Origin of the sequence: Rheinheimera baltica, from assembly GCF_030731985.1 — a bacterium.
Classification (GTDB): Bacteria; Pseudomonadota; Gammaproteobacteria; order Enterobacterales; family Alteromonadaceae; genus Alishewanella; species Alishewanella baltica.
The window spans coordinates 22,974-42,375 of the sequence record NZ_JAPJDY010000001.1 but is presented as its reverse complement, the minus strand read 5'-3'; the positions used below and the strand labels follow the sequence as shown (position 1 = coordinate 42,375).

Below are 19,402 nucleotides of genomic sequence, written 5' to 3'. Positions count from 1 at the left end.
AGGCTGCACTGGCGCTTACTGCCAGTGCTTGTTTATACTGCATTGGCTAAAACCATAATAACAAGCCCAATTAAAGGTGCCTTATGACCCCATTTAAACTCTCTGCCACAGCTTTTTTTGTCACCTCTACCCTATTGCTTAGTGCCTGCAGCCCACAGCAACAAGCCGCACCGGTAAAAGCCGAGCAAAAACAATTAACGCAAGCCGATGCCGAAGCCTTTCTGGCTGATACCGAGAAGAAACTAGAGCAACTGTATTTAGAGTCAAACCGCGCCGAGTGGATATACGCTAACTTTATTACCGAAGACACGGCATCACTGGCTGCAGATGTTAATGAAAAGCTGACTGTAGAAATGGTCAACCTGGCTACAGCAGCAGCAAAGTTTGATCAGGTGGCGCTGTCTGAAGACAGTCGCCGTAAACTGGATAAACTCAAATTAGCCTTAACCTTACCCGCACCACAAGATGCCGCTAAAACAGCAGAAATGGCCAAGCTTGTTGCCGAATTGGGTGGCCTGTATGGCAAAGGCAAATACTGTAAAGCGGATGGCAGCTGCTTATCATTAGGCGACATGTCGGCCATTATGGCCAGTAGCCGCGATTACAACGAACAGTTAGAAATGTGGCAAGGCTGGCGCGAAATAAGTAAACCAATGCGCCCGTTGTATCAGCGGTTAATTGCGTTAACCAACGAAGGTGCCAAAGAGTTAGGTTATGCTGACACAGGTGCCATGTGGCGTTCAAAATACGATATGCCCGCCGATGACTTTGCTAAAGAGCTAGACCGGGTGTGGGAGCAGGTAAAACCGTTATATGAATCCTTACACTGTCATGTGCGTAGTAAATTAGCCGAACAATATGGTACCGACAAAGTGGCTTTGGATAAGCCTATTCCGGCACATCTGCTAGGGAATATGTGGGCGCAAAGCTGGGGCAATATCTATGATCTGGTGGCGCCGCAAGACGCCGATCCAGGCTATGATGTCACTGAGTTATTAGCAAAACACAACTACGACGAAATCAAAATGGTTCGTGGTGCTGAAGCGTTTTTTAGCTCACTGGGGTTTGACCCATTACCCGAAACGTTTTACCAACGCTCGCTATTTTTAAAACCAGCCGATCGCGATGTTGAATGCCATGCATCAGCCTGGGACTTAGACGCCAAAGACGATTTGCGTATTAAAATGTGTATTCAGCGCACTGGTGAAGAGTTTTCAGTAATTCACCATGAACTGGGACACAACTACTACCAGCGCGCCTATAAAGACCAGCCAGTGTATTTTCAGGAAAGCGCCAACGACGGCTTTCACGAAGCCATTGGCGACACTATTGCGTTGTCCGTTACGCCAGGCTACTTAAAGCAAATTGGTTTACTGGACACCGTACCTGACGAGTCAAAAGACATTGGCTTATTGCTGAAAATGGCCATGGACAAAATTGCTTTTGTGCCGTTTGGTTTAATGGTTGATCAATGGCGCTGGAAAGTGTTTAACGGCGATATAGCCCCCGAGCAATACAACGAAGCCTGGTGGCAACTGCGGGAAAAATATCAAGGTGTTGCAGCACCCGTGGCTCGTAGCGAAGCCGACTTTGACCCAGGTGCAAAATACCATGTGCCGGGCAACGTGCCTTATACCCGTTATTTCTTAGCGCACATTCTGCAGTTCCAGTTCCATAAGGCACTGTGCGATATCGCAGGAAATGAAGGCGCCGTGCATCGCTGCTCAATTTACAACAGTAAAGAAGCCGGTGCTAAGCTAAACCAAATGCTGGAAATGGGCTCAAGCCAAAGCTGGCAACAAGCGCTGGAAGTGGTAACCGGCAAACCAGAAATGGACGCCACAGCCATTCTGGCCTACTTCGCCCCGCTGCAAGCTTATTTAGACGAGCAAAACAAAGGCCAGCAATGCGGCTGGTAAGCTAACCGCTATATTAATAACAAGCCCGCGAAAGCGGGCTTGTTATTTTTACAGCAATTAACATTTAGGGTGGCCGTACAACTTAAAGACCGAAAGAGGTGTTAAGGCTGCTGATACACCACAACCTTGTTGCGGCCTGTGTGTTTGGCATTGTAAAGAGCGATATCTGTTTGCTCTATTAGTTCATCAGGCTCAGCAAAGGTTGACGTACTGCTAATACCAATACTGATGGTCATTTTAAGGTTTGGTTCCACAGCCATCGCAGTGTATGCAACTGCCTTGCGTAGTCGCTCAGCAATAAGTATTGCTGTTGCTTCATCGGTGTCGGGTAAGCAGAGTAAGAATTCTTCACCGCCGTAGCGAAATAGTAAGTCATAGTCACGCAGCTGTTCGCTGGCAATATCAACGACATGCATGATGGCGCGGTCGCCGGTTTTATGGCCGTGCTGATCGTTTACTTGTTTAAAGTGGTCAATGTCAAACAGCAGCAGGCTAAGTGTTGTACCGCTGCGCTGTCCACGGTTAAGCTCAGCAACTAGCCTTGTTTGCAGCGAGCGGCGGTTTAACAGCCCTGTTAACGCGTCACGCTCAGAGACATGAAGTAGTGCGAGCCGCTGTTGTGAATGGCTTAACATGATGACACAGCCAATCATTAAAATGGCAAAGGCGGTAAGACTGAAAAAACCAATGCTATGAATTAGTGCACTTTGCTGTGTATGTACAATTTGAAAATGCTCTAGCAGCATGTAAGTGGAGCGTAAGGTGAATTGAATAATATTAAAGGCAAAGGTGGCAATAAAAGCTAAATACACCCGCCCCAGCTCGCTGTGCCGCTGACGCCAAAGCATATTTATACTCCACAGGTTAAATGCCAGAACTAAGGGAATGGCAAATAGCATGCGGTTAGCGGTGGCACTGCTGGCAAAATCTGTTAGTTGAATAAGATAAATGGGAATAAGCAACAACAATAGCCATTGTCTTTTCGCGGATAACTGCAAGTGGCGGTGAATGCCGCAGGCTAATGCCAAGTGCGCACCAACACTACAGGTATTAGATAACGCAGGCACCAGCCAATAAGGCAAACTGGTGATACTGCCATTCACCGTGCTCAAAAGGGCATTAACTAACATTAACACGGCGGCTAATATAAAATATCGCTGATAACGGAATTGACGTTCTGATTTATATTGCAACACCAACAATGCCGCAAAGGTGGCGGCAATAAAGGCGTTTACAATACTTAGCGTAAGCACATCCATTACTATTATGACTGCTTGTACCTTAATTCACAGCGACGCAAAATAGCACAAAAAAACAGCATCGACAATTGTTAAAAACGAGGTGTAAAGGGTAATTGTACGTTTAACATTGACGGTTCGCATTCAACTCAACCGGGAGAACTAAGGCTGGGTATGAAAACGCGGCGGAGCTACTTAACTATTCTTTAAACAACCAAGTAAAAAACCTGCTACATGCAGGCTTTTTATTTTTTAACGGTGCGAGGCGTATAGCCGGTACTTACTCTAACCGTACTTTCATCATGCAGCCTTTATACAAACCCAGGTATAAATAGGACTGCTGTTGCTGCTGTACCAGCAACATACTGCGCACACCGCCTAATAAATCTGCCGCACCTTGATACTGTAAGCTTTGCCAACTTTGGCCAGCATCGTCAGACCATTGCAAAATAAGCGGTTGTGGCTCGCTAAAGCTCTTGTTCCATCCTGCGGTGTACAAGCGACCATTTCGATTAGGGTCTATTGCCACATCAAAGTAAAATCGGTGATTAGCATCTGGTAACAGGCTTGTCCAGCTGGCGCCGTTGTTTGTGCTCATAACAATGCCGCCCTCGCCGCAGGCATAAACAGCATTGTTGGCAAAACGCACGTTGTAATACACGCTGGGATCGGGCAATAACTCACTAAACGCTTGCGTATGCCCATCGGCTAACCGATAACTGAACAAGACACCATTTTCAATAGCGCCCTGCCCTCCCCACCAGATCTGGCTGCGTTCAGGCGTTAACGCTAATGCACTGTTGGGTTGAGCCAACATGTTCCAGTCACCTTGAAGCTTTTGCCAACTGATGCCTAAGTTATCCGATTGGGCTAGCACACCATGCCCCGTGGCGTATAAACGTTGTTGCAGCGGATCGTAGTGCAAGGCATAAATACCTTCATGCTCGCCATTTTCGCCAAAAGGACGCGACACCTCCAGCCAACTGTCACCAGCGTCAAAAGATTCTTGCAGATGAATTCCCGCAGATTCAGTATCATTTTGCAGGTTCACCGCCGCCAACCAATGTTGGTCGGTAATCATAGCCAAATCTTGCAACTCATAGCCTTCTAACCCTATTAACTGCCAGCTATTTTGCTGTGGCTGCTGTTGATATAAGCCGTTGTTGGTTAAAGCCAGAATATTGTCTTGTTGCTGATACAACCGCTTAATGATTAGCCCACTAAGACCTTGATGAGTAAATTCAAACGGCTCCGGCGTTGAAACCGGAGGCGGTTGTAATGGTGCGGTATCGCTATTACAGCCGCTTAGTGCAAACCAACACAGTAACCACAGTAGAACATTACGCAATTTCATTATGTCTCCTAAAACAGGCCATGCAGACGTTAGCCTTTACACCGCCCTTTGGTTAAACTCACAAATATAAAACCATGAATGAAACATCAATGTTGTCAATATTGGTAATCCGTGTGAACTTAATGCGACAATGCGCCGCATAAAATATCAGAGAAAATTAAGAAATGATTATCAGCATAAAGCGACTATTACTGTGGTTGGTAACAGTTTGCTTGCTAACATTGCCTGCATTGGCAGAGGTTCAGCTGCATACCACTGCGGTGGGTGACTACCAGTTATATCTACCCAAAGCTGCGGCGAAAAATATTTTGGTGCTGGCGCATGGCATGCTGGGTAAAAACCAACAGGCCGCTGCACAGGCAAAAATCTATACCGAACGCTGGATACCCTATGCTGAAAAGTATGGCTTAATTATTATTGCGCCAGCTTTTGACAACGAGCGCTTTGGAAACCTGTCGCAAGGCTATGGTGGGTATCGTAATTTGTTTGGCAAATATATTGGTGCTGACGATTTTGTGCATCAGTTGGTAGAACAATATCGCAGTAAAACACAAACTGGCGCCAGCCAGTTTTACTTATACGGCCACTCTGCCGGTGGTCAGTTTGTTGCCCGTTACGTAGTTACTCACCCCGAACGTGTTATTAAAGCCGTTATTAGCGCAGCGGGCCGCTATTCTTACCCGGACGATCGCGTGCCCTGGCCTTACGGTGCCGGGCGCCTTAATAAAAAAATTAGTTGGGACAGTGGTGCTGTTGTGCGGCATGAACGCGTCAGCCCGCAACTGCTTAATTACGCAAAAGCGGCTGATAAAACGCAGATAGTGATCGGCGCTCTGGACACCAAAGCTCAGGATAGACGAGCAGCACATATCGGCAGTAACCGGATAGAATTTGCACATAGCTGGGCTGAAGCAGTAAATGACCTTGCCACACGCTATGATATGAAGGCAAATATTAAGGTGCATCTGGTCGCAGGTATTGGCCATGACTCCGCTAAGCTAACACCTAAAGCAGCTTCATTGTTATTTGCGGATCTAAACCGATAACTAAAAAATGTATTAAGCAAGCAACCACTGCTGTAGCTGCGCCAGCGAGCTGACTTCATGGTGCGGGATTATCCCTTCAGGGCACGAAGCGCCGTGACGGTTTAACCAACAGGTGTCAATACCGGCGTTGATACCGCCTTTAATATCGGCATGGGGGTTATCACCCACCATTAAAATCTGGTTTTTAGGGGGGTGGTTCATTAAGGCAAAAGCATGATTAAAAATGCCGATATCGGGTTTGGCTACCCCTACTTGCTCAGAAATCACTAATGCTGAGAAGACATCAGCAAAACCAGTACGGGCTAAACGTATTTGCTGTAGCTCGGTAAAGCCATTGGTAATAATACCCAACTTTGCACGGCCTTTTAACGCCTGAATAAGCTCTGTGGCACCAGGAAGTGTAGTGCAAATATCCGCCATCGCCTGCATAAAAGCACTATTTAGGGCATTGGCGCTGTGGTTTAGCTTTTGTGCCCAGGGTGTGAAGCGGCTAACTTGTAGCTGCTGGGCGCTAATGTCGCCCTGTTGATACTGCTGCCATAATGGCAGGTTAATTGACTGGTAATATTCATAGTCTTCAGCGCTAAACTGATACTGATGCCGGGAAAACATCAGCTGTAAGCCTTTAAAGGCATCAAAATGAAACAAGGTTTCATCGGCGTCAAATAAAATCCACTTATAGCGCACAAGCTACTCCAAAATAAACCAGCAAGCGGCAGTTTATCAGCTAAGCCAAGCTATTGCAGTGACTGAAGTACTAGTCTACCTGCCAACGTTGTTTAATTTTTGCCAGAGTGCCATTTTGCTGCAACGTGGTAAACGCCTGCCGATAGCGCTCACGTAGAGCTGGGTCTGACTGATGATTAAAAGCTGCACATAATGGGTGGTTTAGTTCTTTGAGCTGAAGCACTTTTTCAAGTTGGTTTGCATCATAGCCTAATTGATTCGTTCGCCGGTATATCGATTTTTCGGCACTTATTACCAAATCTACCCGCTCTTTATACAACATACTTAGCGCATGCTCCGCTGTTGAGGTTCGCAAAAGTCTTTTTATGCCCTGCGCAGTTAAATACTGATCTGGATTTGACGAAATACTCACTGCAATATGAAAAGGCTGCAAGTCCTGCAATGCCTGAAGTGGCTGCTCTATTCTTCCTTTTAGCGCCCAGAAAAATAACTGTTCGTTATCCAACTCAGCAACACAATCAAACAATGCCGCCCGTTCCGGGTTGTATGACAATGAGTAAATTAACACATTGTCGTTATTCACTGCCTCGTAAAACGTGCGACCCCACGGGTTTACTTCAAAAGCTGGCGTATCACCTGTTAACGCAAACATGGCCTGCACCACTTCCGAGGCATAACCCCCAAGCTGGCCATCTTCTTGCTTTAACTGATAATAGCTACGATACTCGGTTACAACCCTAACAGTGGTAGCTTGTGCTAAGAAGCTTAACAACCACAGCGGCAGCAACAACAGTATCGCTGTCTTATGGAGCATATAATAAACATCCTATAAAAAAAGGTGACAGGTTTTTTTACGTTAACTGTTGCACCACAAACTCACATAGCTGATGGCTACTAAGCAGCGTTTTATTTTGGGCTTTGTTAGTACCGCCCTTTTCTACCTGATGGATAAACTCGTCCAACATGCCAACAAAACCGCGCTTGTGTATGGTGCTTTGCCAGTCATTCACAGCAAGGTGCTGCTGCTGGTTAGCTGCGCTATGAATACCCTGCACCAAATTATCTACTTGCCAATGCTGATTGGCAGAAAAATACTCTAGCCGTTCAAAACTGTGGCCTGCTAAGCGGTTCATCGATACCGAAACTGACGTACTACCCAGCTGCCAATTTACTTGTACACAAGCCAACTGATCTTTATCAAACTGACCGTGCACCACTGGCGTAAAATTGCCTTTATTATGTAACGCCGTTGCATAATGGGCAAAGTCTAAAAGATGAATAAAATCATCATACACAAAGGTTCTAAGATCTGCTGGCTGCTGATAACGGTTCTTCTGGTAATGTAGCTGTAAAGGTACGTTGGCAAGAGGCTGTTGATACAGCGGAACATAACGCCGGTTAAAGCCAACAAACAACAAAATATTGCGCCGCTCGGCTGCGCTAATTAACTGCTCACACTCCGAAAGCTGATAGCTCAGCGGCTTATCAATAAATAGCGGAATACCCGCATTGAGCAGTTCGCTGGCTATGCTAAAGTGGCTGCTGGTAGAGCTGTGAATCATCACCGCATCGGGCTGAGCCGCTATTAATGCAGACAACTCAGTGTACCCTTCACGAATACGGTACTGCTGCATAAGTTGCCGCAAAACAGTCTCATTTCGAGTACAAAGTACAGGCGTAATGCCAGGCATACTTGCCAGTAACGGCAAGTAGGCTTTTTGTGCAATATCACCCAGGCCCAATAATGCTATTTTCATGCTACACCCAGCGGCTAAATTGCATGTTTAGTAACTGTTGAAGTGGGCCAAACTGCTCAGCCATTGTTTGCCTCTTGGTTAGGTAAAATGTACTGAGCAGGTTATCACGTAAAATGGTTAGCTGAGTAAATGCCGGTTAAAAAATTGTAGTGTTTTTTGCCATGCCAGCTCGGCCATAGCTTCATTATAACGAGCAGTAGAGTCGTTATGAAAACCATGATGAGAATTAGTGTAGCGTTCAATGCTGTATTGCACTTTATGCTGCTGTAGTAATATTTCTGCCGCAGGCCACATAGCATTTACCCGCTCGTCTAATTCTCCCAACTGTACCAGCATTGGCGCTTTAATATTCGCAATGCCATCAGCCGGTGGCGGTGAGCCATAAAAGGGTACTGCAGCGTTTACGGTATCTGGCAACTCTGCTGCAAGGCGACCTGTCATCGCGCCACCAAAACAAAAACCGACCACGCCTAACTTACCGCTGCCCGCCTCAAGTTGTTTTAGCCATAAGGCCGCCGCGGTAAAATCTGCGGCAATTTTTTCACCGTCTAAACTACGCTGCATAGTACGGCCATCATCATCATTACCCGGGTAGCCCCCCAACGACCACAATGCATCGGGTGCAAACGCGATAAAACCGGCTTTAGCCAGGCGGCGGGCTACATCTTCAATGTAAGGGTTTAACCCCCTGTTTTCGTGAATAACCAGCACGACAGGCAATGGCCCTGCAGCTTGTTTTGGCTGCACCAGGTAACCACGACCCTCGCCATGACCATTGGGTGATGGAAATGTTTGATACCGTGCTGTAATGGCTGGATCATTAAATGACACCTGCTCAGCTAAGGCGTAATTGGGCAACATACTATTGATAAACGTGGTCGCTAATGCAGCGTTTACCGCTAAACCGCTCATACCGGCAAAAAAAGCGCGACGACTCATCAAGCCATGGGCATATTTGTCATAAAGTTGGTAGGCTTCAGCTGGAAGCTGTGGTTGTTTTTGCTTGGCATTTTTAGTCATCATATTGCTCTTTTTGTTAGGTAAAAGATTTAGTGCAATACGGGTTATAGTACACAACAGATCGGCTGTCAGCGACAGCCGATGTTTTTCAGGCTATTGCACTACTTTTAAGGGGATTTTGATGTAGCTTACGCCATTTTCAGCCGCAATTGGCAACTGGCCAGCTCGAATATTAACCTGTACCGATGGGTAGATAAGCCTTGGTACGGCCAGGGTTTTATCCCGAGTTTCACGCTTTAACACAAACTCTTGCTCTGCAGTATCCGCTTTGACATGGATATTATGTGCTTTTTGCTCAGCAACGCTGGTTTGATACTTAAGTTCACGTCCACCGGGCTGATAATCATGGCACATAAAAATCTGTGTTTGCTCAGGCAACTGATAAATACGCTGAATTGAGCGAAACAACACATGTGCGTCACCGCCGGGAAAATCACAACGCGCGGTGCCTGAGTCTGGCATAAACAGGGAATCACCGACAAATAAATTATCTGCAATCAAATAACTCACGCTATCGTTAGTATGTCCAGGGGTATTAATCACCTGTGCCTTTAACTCACCTATGGCAAAGGTTTCATTCTCGGTAAACAGTTTATCAAAATAGTCACCTTTGGCTGTCAACTCGTCATCACCCAGGTTAAACACCACCTTAAAGGTTTGCTGTACTTTTTTAATGCCTTCACCAATAGCCACCGGTGCGCCAGTTTTTTGTTTCAAATAATGCGCAGCAGATAAATGATCTGCATGAGCATGGGTTTCAAGGATCCAGTCTATACTCAACTGCTGCTGGGCAATATACGCCAACATCGTGTCTGCCCCTTCAGTGCTAACTGCGCCGGCAGCGGCATCATAATTCAATACCGGGTCAATAATCGCAGCGCGCTTACTATGAGTATCAGCAACCACATAGCTAAAGGTTGAGCTGTCCTGATCAAAGAACATTTCAATCAGCACATTGTGCTGATTATTGGTATGAAGGACTGACATAAACACCCCTTAAATTAGAATCTACTAAATTTCAATTGCAGCTTAACGAAAAGCAGTCTAAAATGCAATTAAGTTATAAGCATATTCCACTTTGTTATATAAAGGAAGAATTCCATGCTAGCGTTACTTGGTGCGATTGTCATTGGTTTAAGCCTTGGTCTATTTGGCTCAGGCGGTTCAATTCTTACGGTGCCAGTGTTGTTGTATTTACTGCATATGCCACCGCAGCTGGCCATTGCGTCTTCACTTCTTATTGTAGCGGGCATTAGCTTATTTGGCTCTGTGCGCAATGGGTTGCAACGCTTGATCAGCTGGCGTCATGTTTTATGGTTTGGTATTCCCGGCATGATGGGAACCTACGGTGGTGCCTGGTTTGGCACCTTGGTTGATGCCCGTTGGCAGCTATTGGTATTTTCGTTATTAATGTTAGTTGCCGCCGTGATGATGTGGCGCAGTAGTACCGGTGATAATGTTGAAGCTAAAGCGTTTAAACCGGCAAAAATTGTTTTAGACGGCCTGATTGTTGGCGTGATCACAGGCTTTGTCGGCGTTGGCGGCGGCTTTTTAATTGTACCGGCCTTAGTATTGCTGGGCGGTTTAAGTATGCCCATTGGTATTGCTACCAGTTTAGTGATCATCGCCATGAAATCGTTTGTCGGCTTCGGTAAGTATTATTGGGTGATGTCTGAGCAAGGTGTGGTTTTTGATTGGACAACCATTGGTCTAATGATTGTAGCGGGTATCGCCGGTAGCTATGTTGGCGGCGCGCTTGGCAAACGTCTACCTAAAGCACAATTGCAAAAAGCTTTCGCCGTTTTCCTGGTGATAATGGCGGCGGTGGTTATTTATCAGTCGGTGTTGAAATAAACGCAAAGGAGCAACAAATGAAAACGTCTCAAGAGTTAGTTGCACAAGCCAAAGCCGCAATTAAAGAAGTTGGCATTAATGAGCTTGCTACCGCACTTAAACAAGATGCTGAAACGGTACTTATCGATGTTCGTGAACCGGCTGAATATAGCCAACAGCACATTACCGGCTCGGTAAATTACCCGCGCGGAGTGCTGGAAATGAATATTCATAACCACCCTAAAGTGGCCGCCACCGGCTGTGAACCCAAGATGGCCTTGCAGCAACTGGCAGATAACACTATTTATGTTATTTGCCGTTCAGGTGCGCGCTCGGCGTTAGCAGCGGAATCGTTACAACGTATGGGGTTCACCAAGGTGTTTTCAGTTGACGGCGGAATGCAAGCCTGGCTAGATGCGGCGCTGCCCGTTAAACAATAAACTGAGGACAATATGGAAAACTTCACCCCAATATCTGCATTACTTGGCGGCGCGTTAATTGGTTTGGGCGCGTTAATACTATTGGTTTTTTCTGGCCGTATTGCTGGTATATCCGGCATTGCCAGCAGCGCATTGTTTAACGCTGAAGGACGCAGTTGGCGGCTGGCGTTTTTGCTGGGTATTGTACTTGGCCCATTACTAGTAGGGGCAATTATCGCTGATTTTAGTTTTAGCACACCCGAGCTTGGCTGGCAGGTAATCGTCGCAGGTTTGCTGGTTGGCATAGGTACAGGTTGGGGCAGCGGCTGTACCTCTGGCCATGGTATTTGCGGCATTAGCCGTTTGTCACCCCGATCGCTTGCTGCTACCGTTATTTTTATGTTTAGTGGCATGCTTATCGCCACGTTACTGCACTAATTGCCTGGGGAGTTCACATAATGCCTGTTGTTATCGCTTTACTAGCCGGAGTGCTAATGTCCGCCGGCATTGCCTACTCACAGATGATAGATCCAGCAAAAGTGTTGGGGTTTTTATCGTTAAATAAAAACTGGGACCCCAGCTTAATGCTGGTCATGGCCGGCGCATTGGCCGTTTACAGTGCCGGTTTTTGGCTGTTTGCCGGTAAAGGTAAACCTTTGCTGGCAGAACATTTTCATTTACCGACAAAACGCGAACTGGATAAACCTCTGGTTATTGGCTCCTTGCTGTTTGGCGCAGGCTGGGGGCTGGTTGGTTACTGCCCCGGTCCGGCACTAGCCGCCATCAGTGCTGGCAGCTTAGGAACACTAGCGTTTGTTGCGGCAATGGTTGCAGGCTGGTTTATCAGTCGAAGATTACCCATTTAACCCAGACTTGCGCCAGATCAACTGCAAAGTTACTGCTCAGGTCGCCGCCAACTAATGGCTATGATATGCTAATTTTACTTAACGTAAAATGGTGGGTGTAGTGACCTTATGAGCGGATTTAACTCAGTCTATCTGTTTGTTGAGAAAACCTTTTTTGGCACGTTAAGCCGAAAAATTGTTGGCAACATAAGCTTTTTAGCTATATTTTTTCTACTAGCATTGTATTTAGCCTACCCTGCTGATGGCGCTAACAGCAGTTGGTGGTTATTACTGCTAATCGGTTTAGCGGCTTTTGCTTTTACTATTGGCTACATGCACTTTCTTATAGTCCGGCCAGTAAAAGCTTTAGTGTTGGCGTTACATGATACCAACCGAAAAGGCACTGATTTACAGCACCGTTTACCAGCATTTACCTATGACGAATTTCGCACCCTGTCAGATGAGTACAACCAATTTGTCAGTCAGCTGGGTGTATTATTGGCTGATATATATCAGCAAGCGGGCGAAACACACCAAATAAACGAGCAAGTGTCTGGCGCCGTAAACAATACCCGTAGCCATTTACAAAACACCGAGCAACGCAGTGAGCAAATTCGCCGCGAAAGTGATCAGGTATTGCAGTACTTGTCAGATATTGTGCGAAACGGTGATCAGGTTGGCCAGGTGTCAGGCGTAGCTGTTGATAAAGCTCAGGTTGCCAGTACCCAAATGCATCAACTGAGTGGACAGCTGTCTGGTATCGTTAATTTATTAAATAGCTTTGGAAAGACCATCAACGGCTTGCATAAAAACTCTGAAAACGTGCGACAAATTTTGGTGATGGTAGAAAGCTTTTCCGATCAAACAAATTTATTGGCGCTAAATGCGGCCATTGAAGCGGCAAGAGCTGGCGATGCAGGCCGGGGTTTTGCCGTAGTTGCTGACGAAGTGCGCACCCTTGCTGCTAAGGTAAATGCCGCAACCCGGCAGATTTCCGGCTTTTTAAATGAAATGGAGCAATTGGTCAGTGAAACCCGTAACGAATCAGAAAGCCTGAACCAACAAGCACAACACGCCCAACAGCAAATAGCCGACACCAGCACCGAGTTCACGTTACTGCAGCAAGAACTTCAGGAAGCAAAAACCGGTATCAATAACATTAATCATACGGTTTTGGAGCTGGAGCAACGATATCAGCAAACACATCAACATCTTAGTGCAATAGAACAAGTCACCGGTGACGCGTATAACCAAATGTCTTCTATTGATAAAGCGGCTAAAGATTTGCTGGCCGGTACCGCACGCACGCAGCAACAACTAAAGCGCTTTGCGCGCAACCAGCAGTAACTAAAAGCCCAGGCCAGCCGTTTCAGATGATTTAGTCTGTTCAGCTGGCCCTACTTACTTGCCGATAGAATAGCCAAGACTACGCTACCAGCCAGTACTTAAGCCCCTGCGCCTGCAAAAAAGCTTCGGCACTGGCGCCTTGCAATAAAGCGGTTGTCGCTAGCATACCGGCCAACAAACAATTTGGTGCAGCAACGGTAACCGAGCGCGGTGCATCAGTTACCGGCCAGCCCGTTTTGGGGTTTAGAATATGACTGTACCGCACGCCATCTTTTAATAGAAAACGCCTGCTATCGCCGCTGGTAGCTAATGCTCCGGTGGTTAAACCTACGGCGGAAATAGCGTGATCAACTAAGCCTGGGTTTTCAATACCGATATGCCACAGACTGCCATCATGGCGCGGGCGGCTACAATGCATATCGCCGCCGAAGTTGACGACAATACTGGGTAAAGAACTGGGAGTAAATTGTGCCCGAAGCAGCTGTAATACCTTATCAACCGCATATTCTTTGGCAATACCGCCCAAGTCCAGCTCCATCCCTGCTGGCAGCAGTATTTGTTTCGGTTTTAACTGCACCTGATGCCAACCAATATGCGGCAGCAATGCGGCAAGCTGCGCCTGACTTGCCAGACGGTCGGAACCATCAAACTGCCAGGCGCGACGTAAAATACCGCTACTGATATCAAATAAGCCATCGCTTAATTGATAACAGGTATTGGCAAACGTCAGCAACTGGGCGGTTTCGTCATCCAGTTGCTGCCATTGCCCAGCTCCCTGATTAAGCTGGCTAAGTACACTGTCTGTACGATAGCGGCTGTACTTCTGCTCAATACGCTCAGCTTCAGCAGCGGCTAACAGGGTTAGCTCACGGCACAGCGTCATGTCTGCTGTTTCCAGCAGTATTTCACATGGGCTGGCCATTGCACTAAATTGCCCTAACGTGCAATTTTTTCCGCGGCTAACCGCAACATCGGTCATCTTTAGCCTTACGTTGGTTAATCTTTAAAAAGAATAACTTACCTGAGCCATAACTGCGGTAACTTTTTCATATAAATCAACATTTGCCAATACACCTGGCGCGTCAGCACCATCTTGCTCTGGATTTTGTTGATATAAAGCGATGCGGAACGATAATTCGTTACCGGCCGCCAGTTTAGTACCAAACTTTGCACCTAAGGTATAAGTACTCATTTTACCAATGCGATAATCTGCACTGGCGTACTGTGGCAGCGAGTCTGATTGCTGTAAAAACGGCAGATAAAACTCAGCAGCACTTTGCTGGTAATAACGTAACTGTGGCTCAACATACCACTGCTCGCTCACAGGGAAACGCCATTTAAAGTCTGCCGTGTGTGATTTTAATTCCCAGTCATCCCACATATAACGGTATGACGCATCCAGATAGGTGCCACCAAGGTGCAGTTTATTCTGCCAGTACACGCTGTGCTTGGTGCGTTTATCCGGCCGGCTTTCATACAGATTTTGCTGTACTTCGCCATTGCTGTTTACCACACTAACCAGCTTAAACGGGTCAGTCATATAGCCATCGGCCATACTTAATGAGTAGTTAAACTGCATCAGCCAATCGCGGTTTATCACCTGTGTTAGCCCTAACAACATATCCACAGTATCTTTGGTATCATCGGCTCGGTCGCGAGTAGCATCAAATGCAGCCTGATAACTGTCGTCGTCGGCAAAGTTGCTACGCAATAACATCGGAGCAAACCCTGATGCTACGCCACCCTCAGGTGAAATAGTGTCATGGCTATAAGCCAAGCCCATAGAAACTGTTGTATTTTTCTGGTTAAAGTCACGCGCAACTGAACCATTCACCCCTAAAGAAAGATAATCATATTCTTTGGATAAATGCCCGCCACCACTGACACGCCAGTTTGGCGCAAGTGGTTGCTCCCAGCTGGCATCTAATTGCACCCGGGTGTCATGGAAGGTGTCGTCCAGTGGTGTATCGCCTGGAGCGACGTCATAGCTGCCTTTCCCTGATGGGCGGGTAAAGCTTTGCACACCTGGCTGTGCTACTGCACCGGTCGCAGATGCACCGGTTAGCGCATCAACAACCAAACCCAGATTAAGATATTTATCATCACCAAAATCGCCGCGGGCAGACAAGATAGCTTCGCCGGCACTCACACGCTCGGTTTCGTTATACAACAAAATAGCGCTGTTAAATTGCCAGTCATCCAGTACAGTACCAGCCTGTGCATCCTGCCCCAGCACGGCGCAGCTTGCTGCCGCCAACGCAGCACTGATATTTGCCAGTTGTTTTAATTGCATCCGCAACCTCCGCCTGCAAAGCTGCGCCCGCCGCTACTGCCTTCTTTACTAAAATAAATATGATCGTCAAGCCTGTTGTCCAGAGGCGCCGCATTTAACGCCATTTCTTCTTTTGCCAGAACATCCCGCTCCCAGGGTTTAACACCCAATGAGCTACAAGCTGTTACCTGGCTTAACACTAATACCAGCGCAGCACAGCCCTGCAATTTTGTTATTCTCATCCTATTTACTCCTCGGCCAGCAACTGGCGGATATGTTCTTCATACTTAGCCACATCAGCTTGTTTAAAGCCTTGATGACGAAAGCGGATATTGCCTTTTTTATCAATTAGGTAACTGCTAGGCATGCCCATTACCTGATAGTCTGATGCCAAAGCGCCATCCTGATCGTAAAGCACACTAAAATTGGCTGGAAATTGCGCTAAAAAACGGCTGGCTTCTGCCCGGTCTTGATCTTCATTTACTGCAAGCACCAAGAGCCCATCTGAGCCATATTGATGATTTATTTGATTTAACCAGGGAAAAGACTTGCGACACGGGCCGCACCATGAGGCCCAAAAATCAACCAGCACCACTTTGCCTTCAAGCTGCTGCATGCTACTTACCGGGCTACCTTCAAGCACGGTAAGTTCAATAGCATTGCCATTACCCGCTACTAACGCACTACAAAACAACACTATTAACACACCAAACCGCATAGCACCTCCAACACTGTTTGCAACAGACTATCCAGCAATACTTAAGAAAAGCTTAAGGTTTACTTAATCTGCGCCGGTAAATGATACTGCTGCTGGCGATAGAGATAAGACGGTAACAACACCTGCGCCAGTGCCCGCTTAACCTGAGCATCATCAGGCACCTGCTCTGATAACTGTAAGTGTTTTTTCTGTGGGTCGTAATGGGCAGCCACCGCGGGCTGACCCGGGCGCAAAATAGTAACCTGCTGCGCCTGCATCAAGGCAAAGTATTGATCAAACTGCATGAATGCCCGCCCCGGACTGGTATCGTCTGCACTAAAGTCGCGCCCCATCAGAGGTGTTTTGCCGCTAATCCCCATTAGCGATAATAGCGTTGGTGCTAAATCAATTTGGCTGGCGACAGGTGTAATGCGTTTTGCTGTTATATCAGCGCCTAAAATCAGCGCAGGAATATGGAATTTTTCTACCGGCACCAAATTATTGCCATAAACGCGGTTATCATGATCAGCCACAATCAAAAACAGCGTGTCTTGCCAATAGGGCTGTTTTTTAGCTTCTTCAATAAACTTACCCAGTGCATAGTCGGCATATTTTACTGCGTTATTCATGGTAGCTTTAGGTTGTTCGTGCAAACTAATACGCCCGTCAGGAAACTCAAACGGCGTATGATTAGACGAGGTAAAGACCAGGCTAAAAAACGGTTTTTGTTGTTGGTGCATATCAGCCAAATGGCTGGCTGTGGCCGTGAATAAGTCTTCATCACTAGCCCCCCAACTGCCCACAAACACTGGGCTTTGCATTTGCGGCAAATCAATAACCTGATTGATATCATTGCCGGTAAAAAAGCTGCGCATATTATCAAAATGCGCCTCTCCACCGTAAATAAAACTGGTGTTATAACCTTGCCGGGTAAGCGTACTGCCCAGGGTATAAAAGTTTTGCTGTGACAACGACAACTTGACGGTGCTTTGTGCCGGTGTTGGCATAAAGCCAGATACCACCGCTTCAATGCCGCGCACAGAACGGGTGCCGGTGGCGTACATTTGCTCAAACCACCAGCCATCCTGTTTTAACTTTTCAAGCTCAGGGGTAACAGGTACACCGCCAAGTGACTCAACAAAGGTTGCGCCCAAACTTTCTTGTAAAATGATTACCAGGTTGAGCGGCTTGTCACGCTTTATACTGGCTTGGTGATGATGCAACGTAGGTAGGGTAGCATCACTAAAGCTATGGTTTTTTAACCAGGGCCAGTCTAGCGCCAGTGCCAGCATTTCATCATCGGGCATTTTGCCGTAAATTTCGCTGGATCGCGCCTCATGTTTCATATTGTAAAGTGCATATAGCACTGAGTAGGGCGAATTAATAATTAATGAATTAACCAGCGCATCACTGGTAATGGCAAACATAGCAGGGTTAGCTGGCCGATGCTCAGTGCTGGAACGCAACGCAACAAATACCAGCACCACAAACAGCGGCCAGGTTAGCCATAAGGTTTTGCCTGAATAAGGCTTTGAGGCTGCTGATACGCGTTTAAACAGCTGATGTAAACCCCATAACAGTAACGCGGTAACCGCTATACCGCCTAACAACATGCCACGGTAGCCTTGCCACAAGGTGCTGAACACTTCTTTAGGGTATTTTAGGTACTCAATGTAAAGCCGGTTCGGCCTTATATCGTATTGCAAAATAAACTGTGGTGTTGACACTTCTATAAAAACGACTAAACACAACCCCAGCAAAACCCATACATGGATAAAACGGCGCCATAGCGCAAAGCGTTTCCCACCTGCTAATAGCGGCGCTAATAACACCGGAAAAATTAACCACAAACCGGCAAAAATAAGATCGGCCCGAACGCCCTGCAACAACATATAACCAAGGTTGCCTGCAGCTGTAACACGGTCAAACTGCCAAATAAATAGCCCAATGCGGCTTATTGACATCAATAACAACATCATCAGCAGCATAACAAACAGCACGTAATAAGGGCCTAACAATTGTGGTAAACGTGTTTTCATATAGGTATGTCATTGCCAATGTGTGTAAGTAAACTGCAATGCATACTAGGTAAATAACCTTAAGATTATCTTAAGAAAATAAATATAAAGTATGGGATAAGTATGGCAGCGAAATGGGGTAAACAGGTATAGCCTTATGATGATTAAACACATGAACAGTTTGCAAAAATTACCTCTGCTGTTACTCATGTATATCGCCGCAATGCTGCTGTTAGATGCTGGAGGTGGCGATGTATGGCTGGCAGCTAAACTTTATAATCTGCAAGGGCAGCAGTGGCTGCTGCAAGACCATTGGCTAACAGAGCAGGTGCTTCATAAAGGCGCCCGCACACTGAACTACGTGTTTTGTTCCGTAGTGTTACTGTTAACACTTTATCGTCTTGTACATTACAAAAAGTATCCCGCTAAAGCGCGCCGTTACGCAGCCTTAAGTTTATCGCTGATTTTTTCGTTTGCCCTGGTTGCGTATCTCAAATCAATCACCAATATTGCCTGCCCGTGGGATTTGGCTATGTTTGGTGGCACAGAACCTTATTATCATTTGTTGCAGGCACGTCCGGCTAATTTGCGTCATATTCAATGCTTTCCAGCCGGGCATGCCAGTGTGGGCTATGCTTGGGTGGCGCTGTACTTTTTTATAAAACAAACAGCGTCGCGATGGCGCTATGCAGGTCTGGCCGCAGGTGTATTTACTGGCGTAGTATTGGGCATAAATCAGCAAATACGCGGCGCGCACTTTTTATCACACGACGTAACTACCTTACTCCTTTGCCTACTATGCGCCAAAATATGCTTTATGCTATTTGCACCTACCCGACGCCCCGTGGAAGAGACTGCCAGTCAGATACATTTCGGCCGTACTGAAAATACCTAGCCTATTATTTCGATATACAATCCATTTAAGCTTTACTTAATAATTCACTAATACA

At 46.6% G+C, this 19,402-nt stretch carries 20 protein-coding genes; 8 read left to right on the top strand and 12 right to left on the bottom strand.

Annotated elements, in window-relative coordinates; all coding sequences use genetic code 11:
- The first annotated feature begins 83 nt into the window (after nt 1-83).
- Nucleotides 84-1,919 carry a M2 family metallopeptidase gene (locus ORJ00_RS00220; RefSeq protein WP_305972917.1) on the top strand — a complete coding sequence of 612 codons (1,836 nt, stop codon included), beginning with the start codon at nt 84-86 and terminating at the stop codon, nt 1,917-1,919.
- 101 nt (nt 1,920-2,020) lie between these two features.
- On the opposite strand, the gene ORJ00_RS00215 is transcribed toward ORJ00_RS00220, so the two are convergent.
- The gene (locus ORJ00_RS00215; RefSeq protein ID WP_306138668.1) at nt 2,021-3,178 is read right to left on the bottom strand and encodes a GGDEF domain-containing protein; all 1,158 of its coding nucleotides are present in this window, start codon (nt 3,176-3,178) and stop codon (nt 2,021-2,023) included.
- A gap of 259 nt (nt 3,179-3,437) precedes the next feature.
- Complete coding sequence (locus ORJ00_RS00210; protein WP_306138667.1) at nt 3,438-4,511, bottom strand: hypothetical protein; 1,074 nt, start codon at nt 4,509-4,511, stop codon at nt 3,438-3,440.
- Between the two features lie 164 nt (nt 4,512-4,675).
- Between ORJ00_RS00210 and ORJ00_RS00205 the strand changes: the two genes are divergently transcribed.
- Complete coding sequence (locus tag ORJ00_RS00205) at nt 4,676-5,557, top strand: alpha/beta fold hydrolase (RefSeq protein ID WP_027671742.1); 882 nt, start codon at nt 4,676-4,678, stop codon at nt 5,555-5,557.
- A gap of 12 nt (nt 5,558-5,569) precedes the next feature.
- Here the strand turns inward: ORJ00_RS00205 and yjjG are convergent, their stop codons facing one another.
- The 5 genes from yjjG to ORJ00_RS00180 form a co-directional block, all read right to left on the bottom strand.
- A complete protein-coding gene (gene yjjG / locus ORJ00_RS00200) occupies nt 5,570-6,244 on the bottom strand; it encodes a pyrimidine 5'-nucleotidase (RefSeq protein ID WP_306138665.1) in 675 nt (224 codons plus the stop codon).
- A gap of 70 nt (nt 6,245-6,314) precedes the next feature.
- Nucleotides 6,315-7,058: a substrate-binding periplasmic protein gene (locus ORJ00_RS00195; RefSeq protein WP_306138663.1), complete on the bottom strand. Its 744-nt coding sequence runs from the start codon at nt 7,056-7,058 to the stop codon at nt 6,315-6,317.
- Between the two features lie 37 nt (nt 7,059-7,095).
- The gene (locus ORJ00_RS00190; RefSeq protein ID WP_306138661.1) at nt 7,096-8,001 is read right to left on the bottom strand and encodes a Gfo/Idh/MocA family protein; all 906 of its coding nucleotides are present in this window, start codon (nt 7,999-8,001) and stop codon (nt 7,096-7,098) included.
- Between the two features lie 117 nt (nt 8,002-8,118).
- Nucleotides 8,119-9,024 carry a dienelactone hydrolase family protein gene (locus tag ORJ00_RS00185; protein ID WP_306125130.1) on the bottom strand — a complete coding sequence of 302 codons (906 nt, stop codon included), beginning with the start codon at nt 9,022-9,024 and terminating at the stop codon, nt 8,119-8,121.
- A gap of 90 nt (nt 9,025-9,114) precedes the next feature.
- Complete coding sequence (locus ORJ00_RS00180; RefSeq protein WP_051219960.1) at nt 9,115-10,008, bottom strand: MBL fold metallo-hydrolase; 894 nt, start codon at nt 10,006-10,008, stop codon at nt 9,115-9,117.
- Between the two features lie 114 nt (nt 10,009-10,122).
- Between ORJ00_RS00180 and ORJ00_RS00175 the strand changes: the two genes are divergently transcribed.
- From ORJ00_RS00175 to ORJ00_RS00155, 5 genes are all read left to right on the top strand, one after another.
- Entirely contained in the window at nt 10,123-10,875 is a 753-nt protein-coding gene (locus tag ORJ00_RS00175) for a sulfite exporter TauE/SafE family protein (protein ID WP_306125129.1), read from the top strand.
- 17 nt (nt 10,876-10,892) lie between these two features.
- The gene (locus tag ORJ00_RS00170) at nt 10,893-11,294 is read left to right on the top strand and encodes a rhodanese-like domain-containing protein (protein ID WP_305977070.1); all 402 of its coding nucleotides are present in this window, start codon (nt 10,893-10,895) and stop codon (nt 11,292-11,294) included.
- Nucleotides 11,295-11,306: 12 nt separating this feature from the next.
- Nucleotides 11,307-11,711 carry a YeeE/YedE family protein gene (locus ORJ00_RS00165; RefSeq protein WP_027672223.1) on the top strand — a complete coding sequence of 135 codons (405 nt, stop codon included), beginning with the start codon at nt 11,307-11,309 and terminating at the stop codon, nt 11,709-11,711.
- Between the two features lie 20 nt (nt 11,712-11,731).
- On the top strand, nt 11,732-12,139 hold the full coding sequence (locus ORJ00_RS00160; protein WP_027672222.1) for a DUF6691 family protein: 408 nt from the start codon (nt 11,732-11,734) through the stop codon (nt 12,137-12,139).
- Between the two features lie 108 nt (nt 12,140-12,247).
- Nucleotides 12,248-13,465, top strand: a complete 1,218-nt coding sequence (locus tag ORJ00_RS00155) for a methyl-accepting chemotaxis protein (protein WP_306138659.1) — start codon at nt 12,248-12,250, stop codon at nt 13,463-13,465.
- Between the two features lie 79 nt (nt 13,466-13,544).
- Here the strand turns inward: ORJ00_RS00155 and ORJ00_RS00150 are convergent, their stop codons facing one another.
- From ORJ00_RS00150 to ORJ00_RS00130, 5 genes are read right to left on the bottom strand one after another with little or no spacing between them, the layout of a single operon-like run.
- On the bottom strand, nt 13,545-14,444 hold the full coding sequence (locus ORJ00_RS00150) for an FAD:protein FMN transferase (RefSeq protein WP_027672220.1): 900 nt from the start codon (nt 14,442-14,444) through the stop codon (nt 13,545-13,547).
- Between the two features lie 24 nt (nt 14,445-14,468).
- The gene (locus tag ORJ00_RS00145) at nt 14,469-15,758 is read right to left on the bottom strand and encodes a DUF3570 domain-containing protein (protein ID WP_306138658.1); all 1,290 of its coding nucleotides are present in this window, start codon (nt 15,756-15,758) and stop codon (nt 14,469-14,471) included.
- Nucleotides 15,749-15,979, bottom strand: a complete 231-nt coding sequence (locus ORJ00_RS00140; RefSeq protein ID WP_027672218.1) for a DUF4266 domain-containing protein — start codon at nt 15,977-15,979, stop codon at nt 15,749-15,751. The genes ORJ00_RS00145 and ORJ00_RS00140 overlap by 10 nt, the downstream gene beginning before the upstream one ends.
- A 5-nt stretch (nt 15,980-15,984) precedes the next feature.
- Nucleotides 15,985-16,455 (bottom strand): TlpA disulfide reductase family protein, encoded by a 471-nt coding sequence (locus tag ORJ00_RS00135; protein ID WP_306138657.1) that lies wholly within the window; start codon nt 16,453-16,455, stop codon nt 15,985-15,987.
- A 59-nt stretch (nt 16,456-16,514) separates the two neighbouring features.
- Nucleotides 16,515-18,473 (bottom strand): LTA synthase family protein, encoded by a 1,959-nt coding sequence (locus tag ORJ00_RS00130; protein ID WP_306138656.1) that lies wholly within the window; start codon nt 18,471-18,473, stop codon nt 16,515-16,517.
- 136 nt (nt 18,474-18,609) lie between these two features.
- On the opposite strand from ORJ00_RS00130, the gene ORJ00_RS00125 reads away from it, so the two are divergent.
- On the top strand, nt 18,610-19,347 hold the full coding sequence (locus ORJ00_RS00125) for a phosphatase PAP2 family protein (protein WP_306125124.1): 738 nt from the start codon (nt 18,610-18,612) through the stop codon (nt 19,345-19,347).
- The last annotated feature ends 55 nt before the right edge of the window (nt 19,348-19,402 follow it).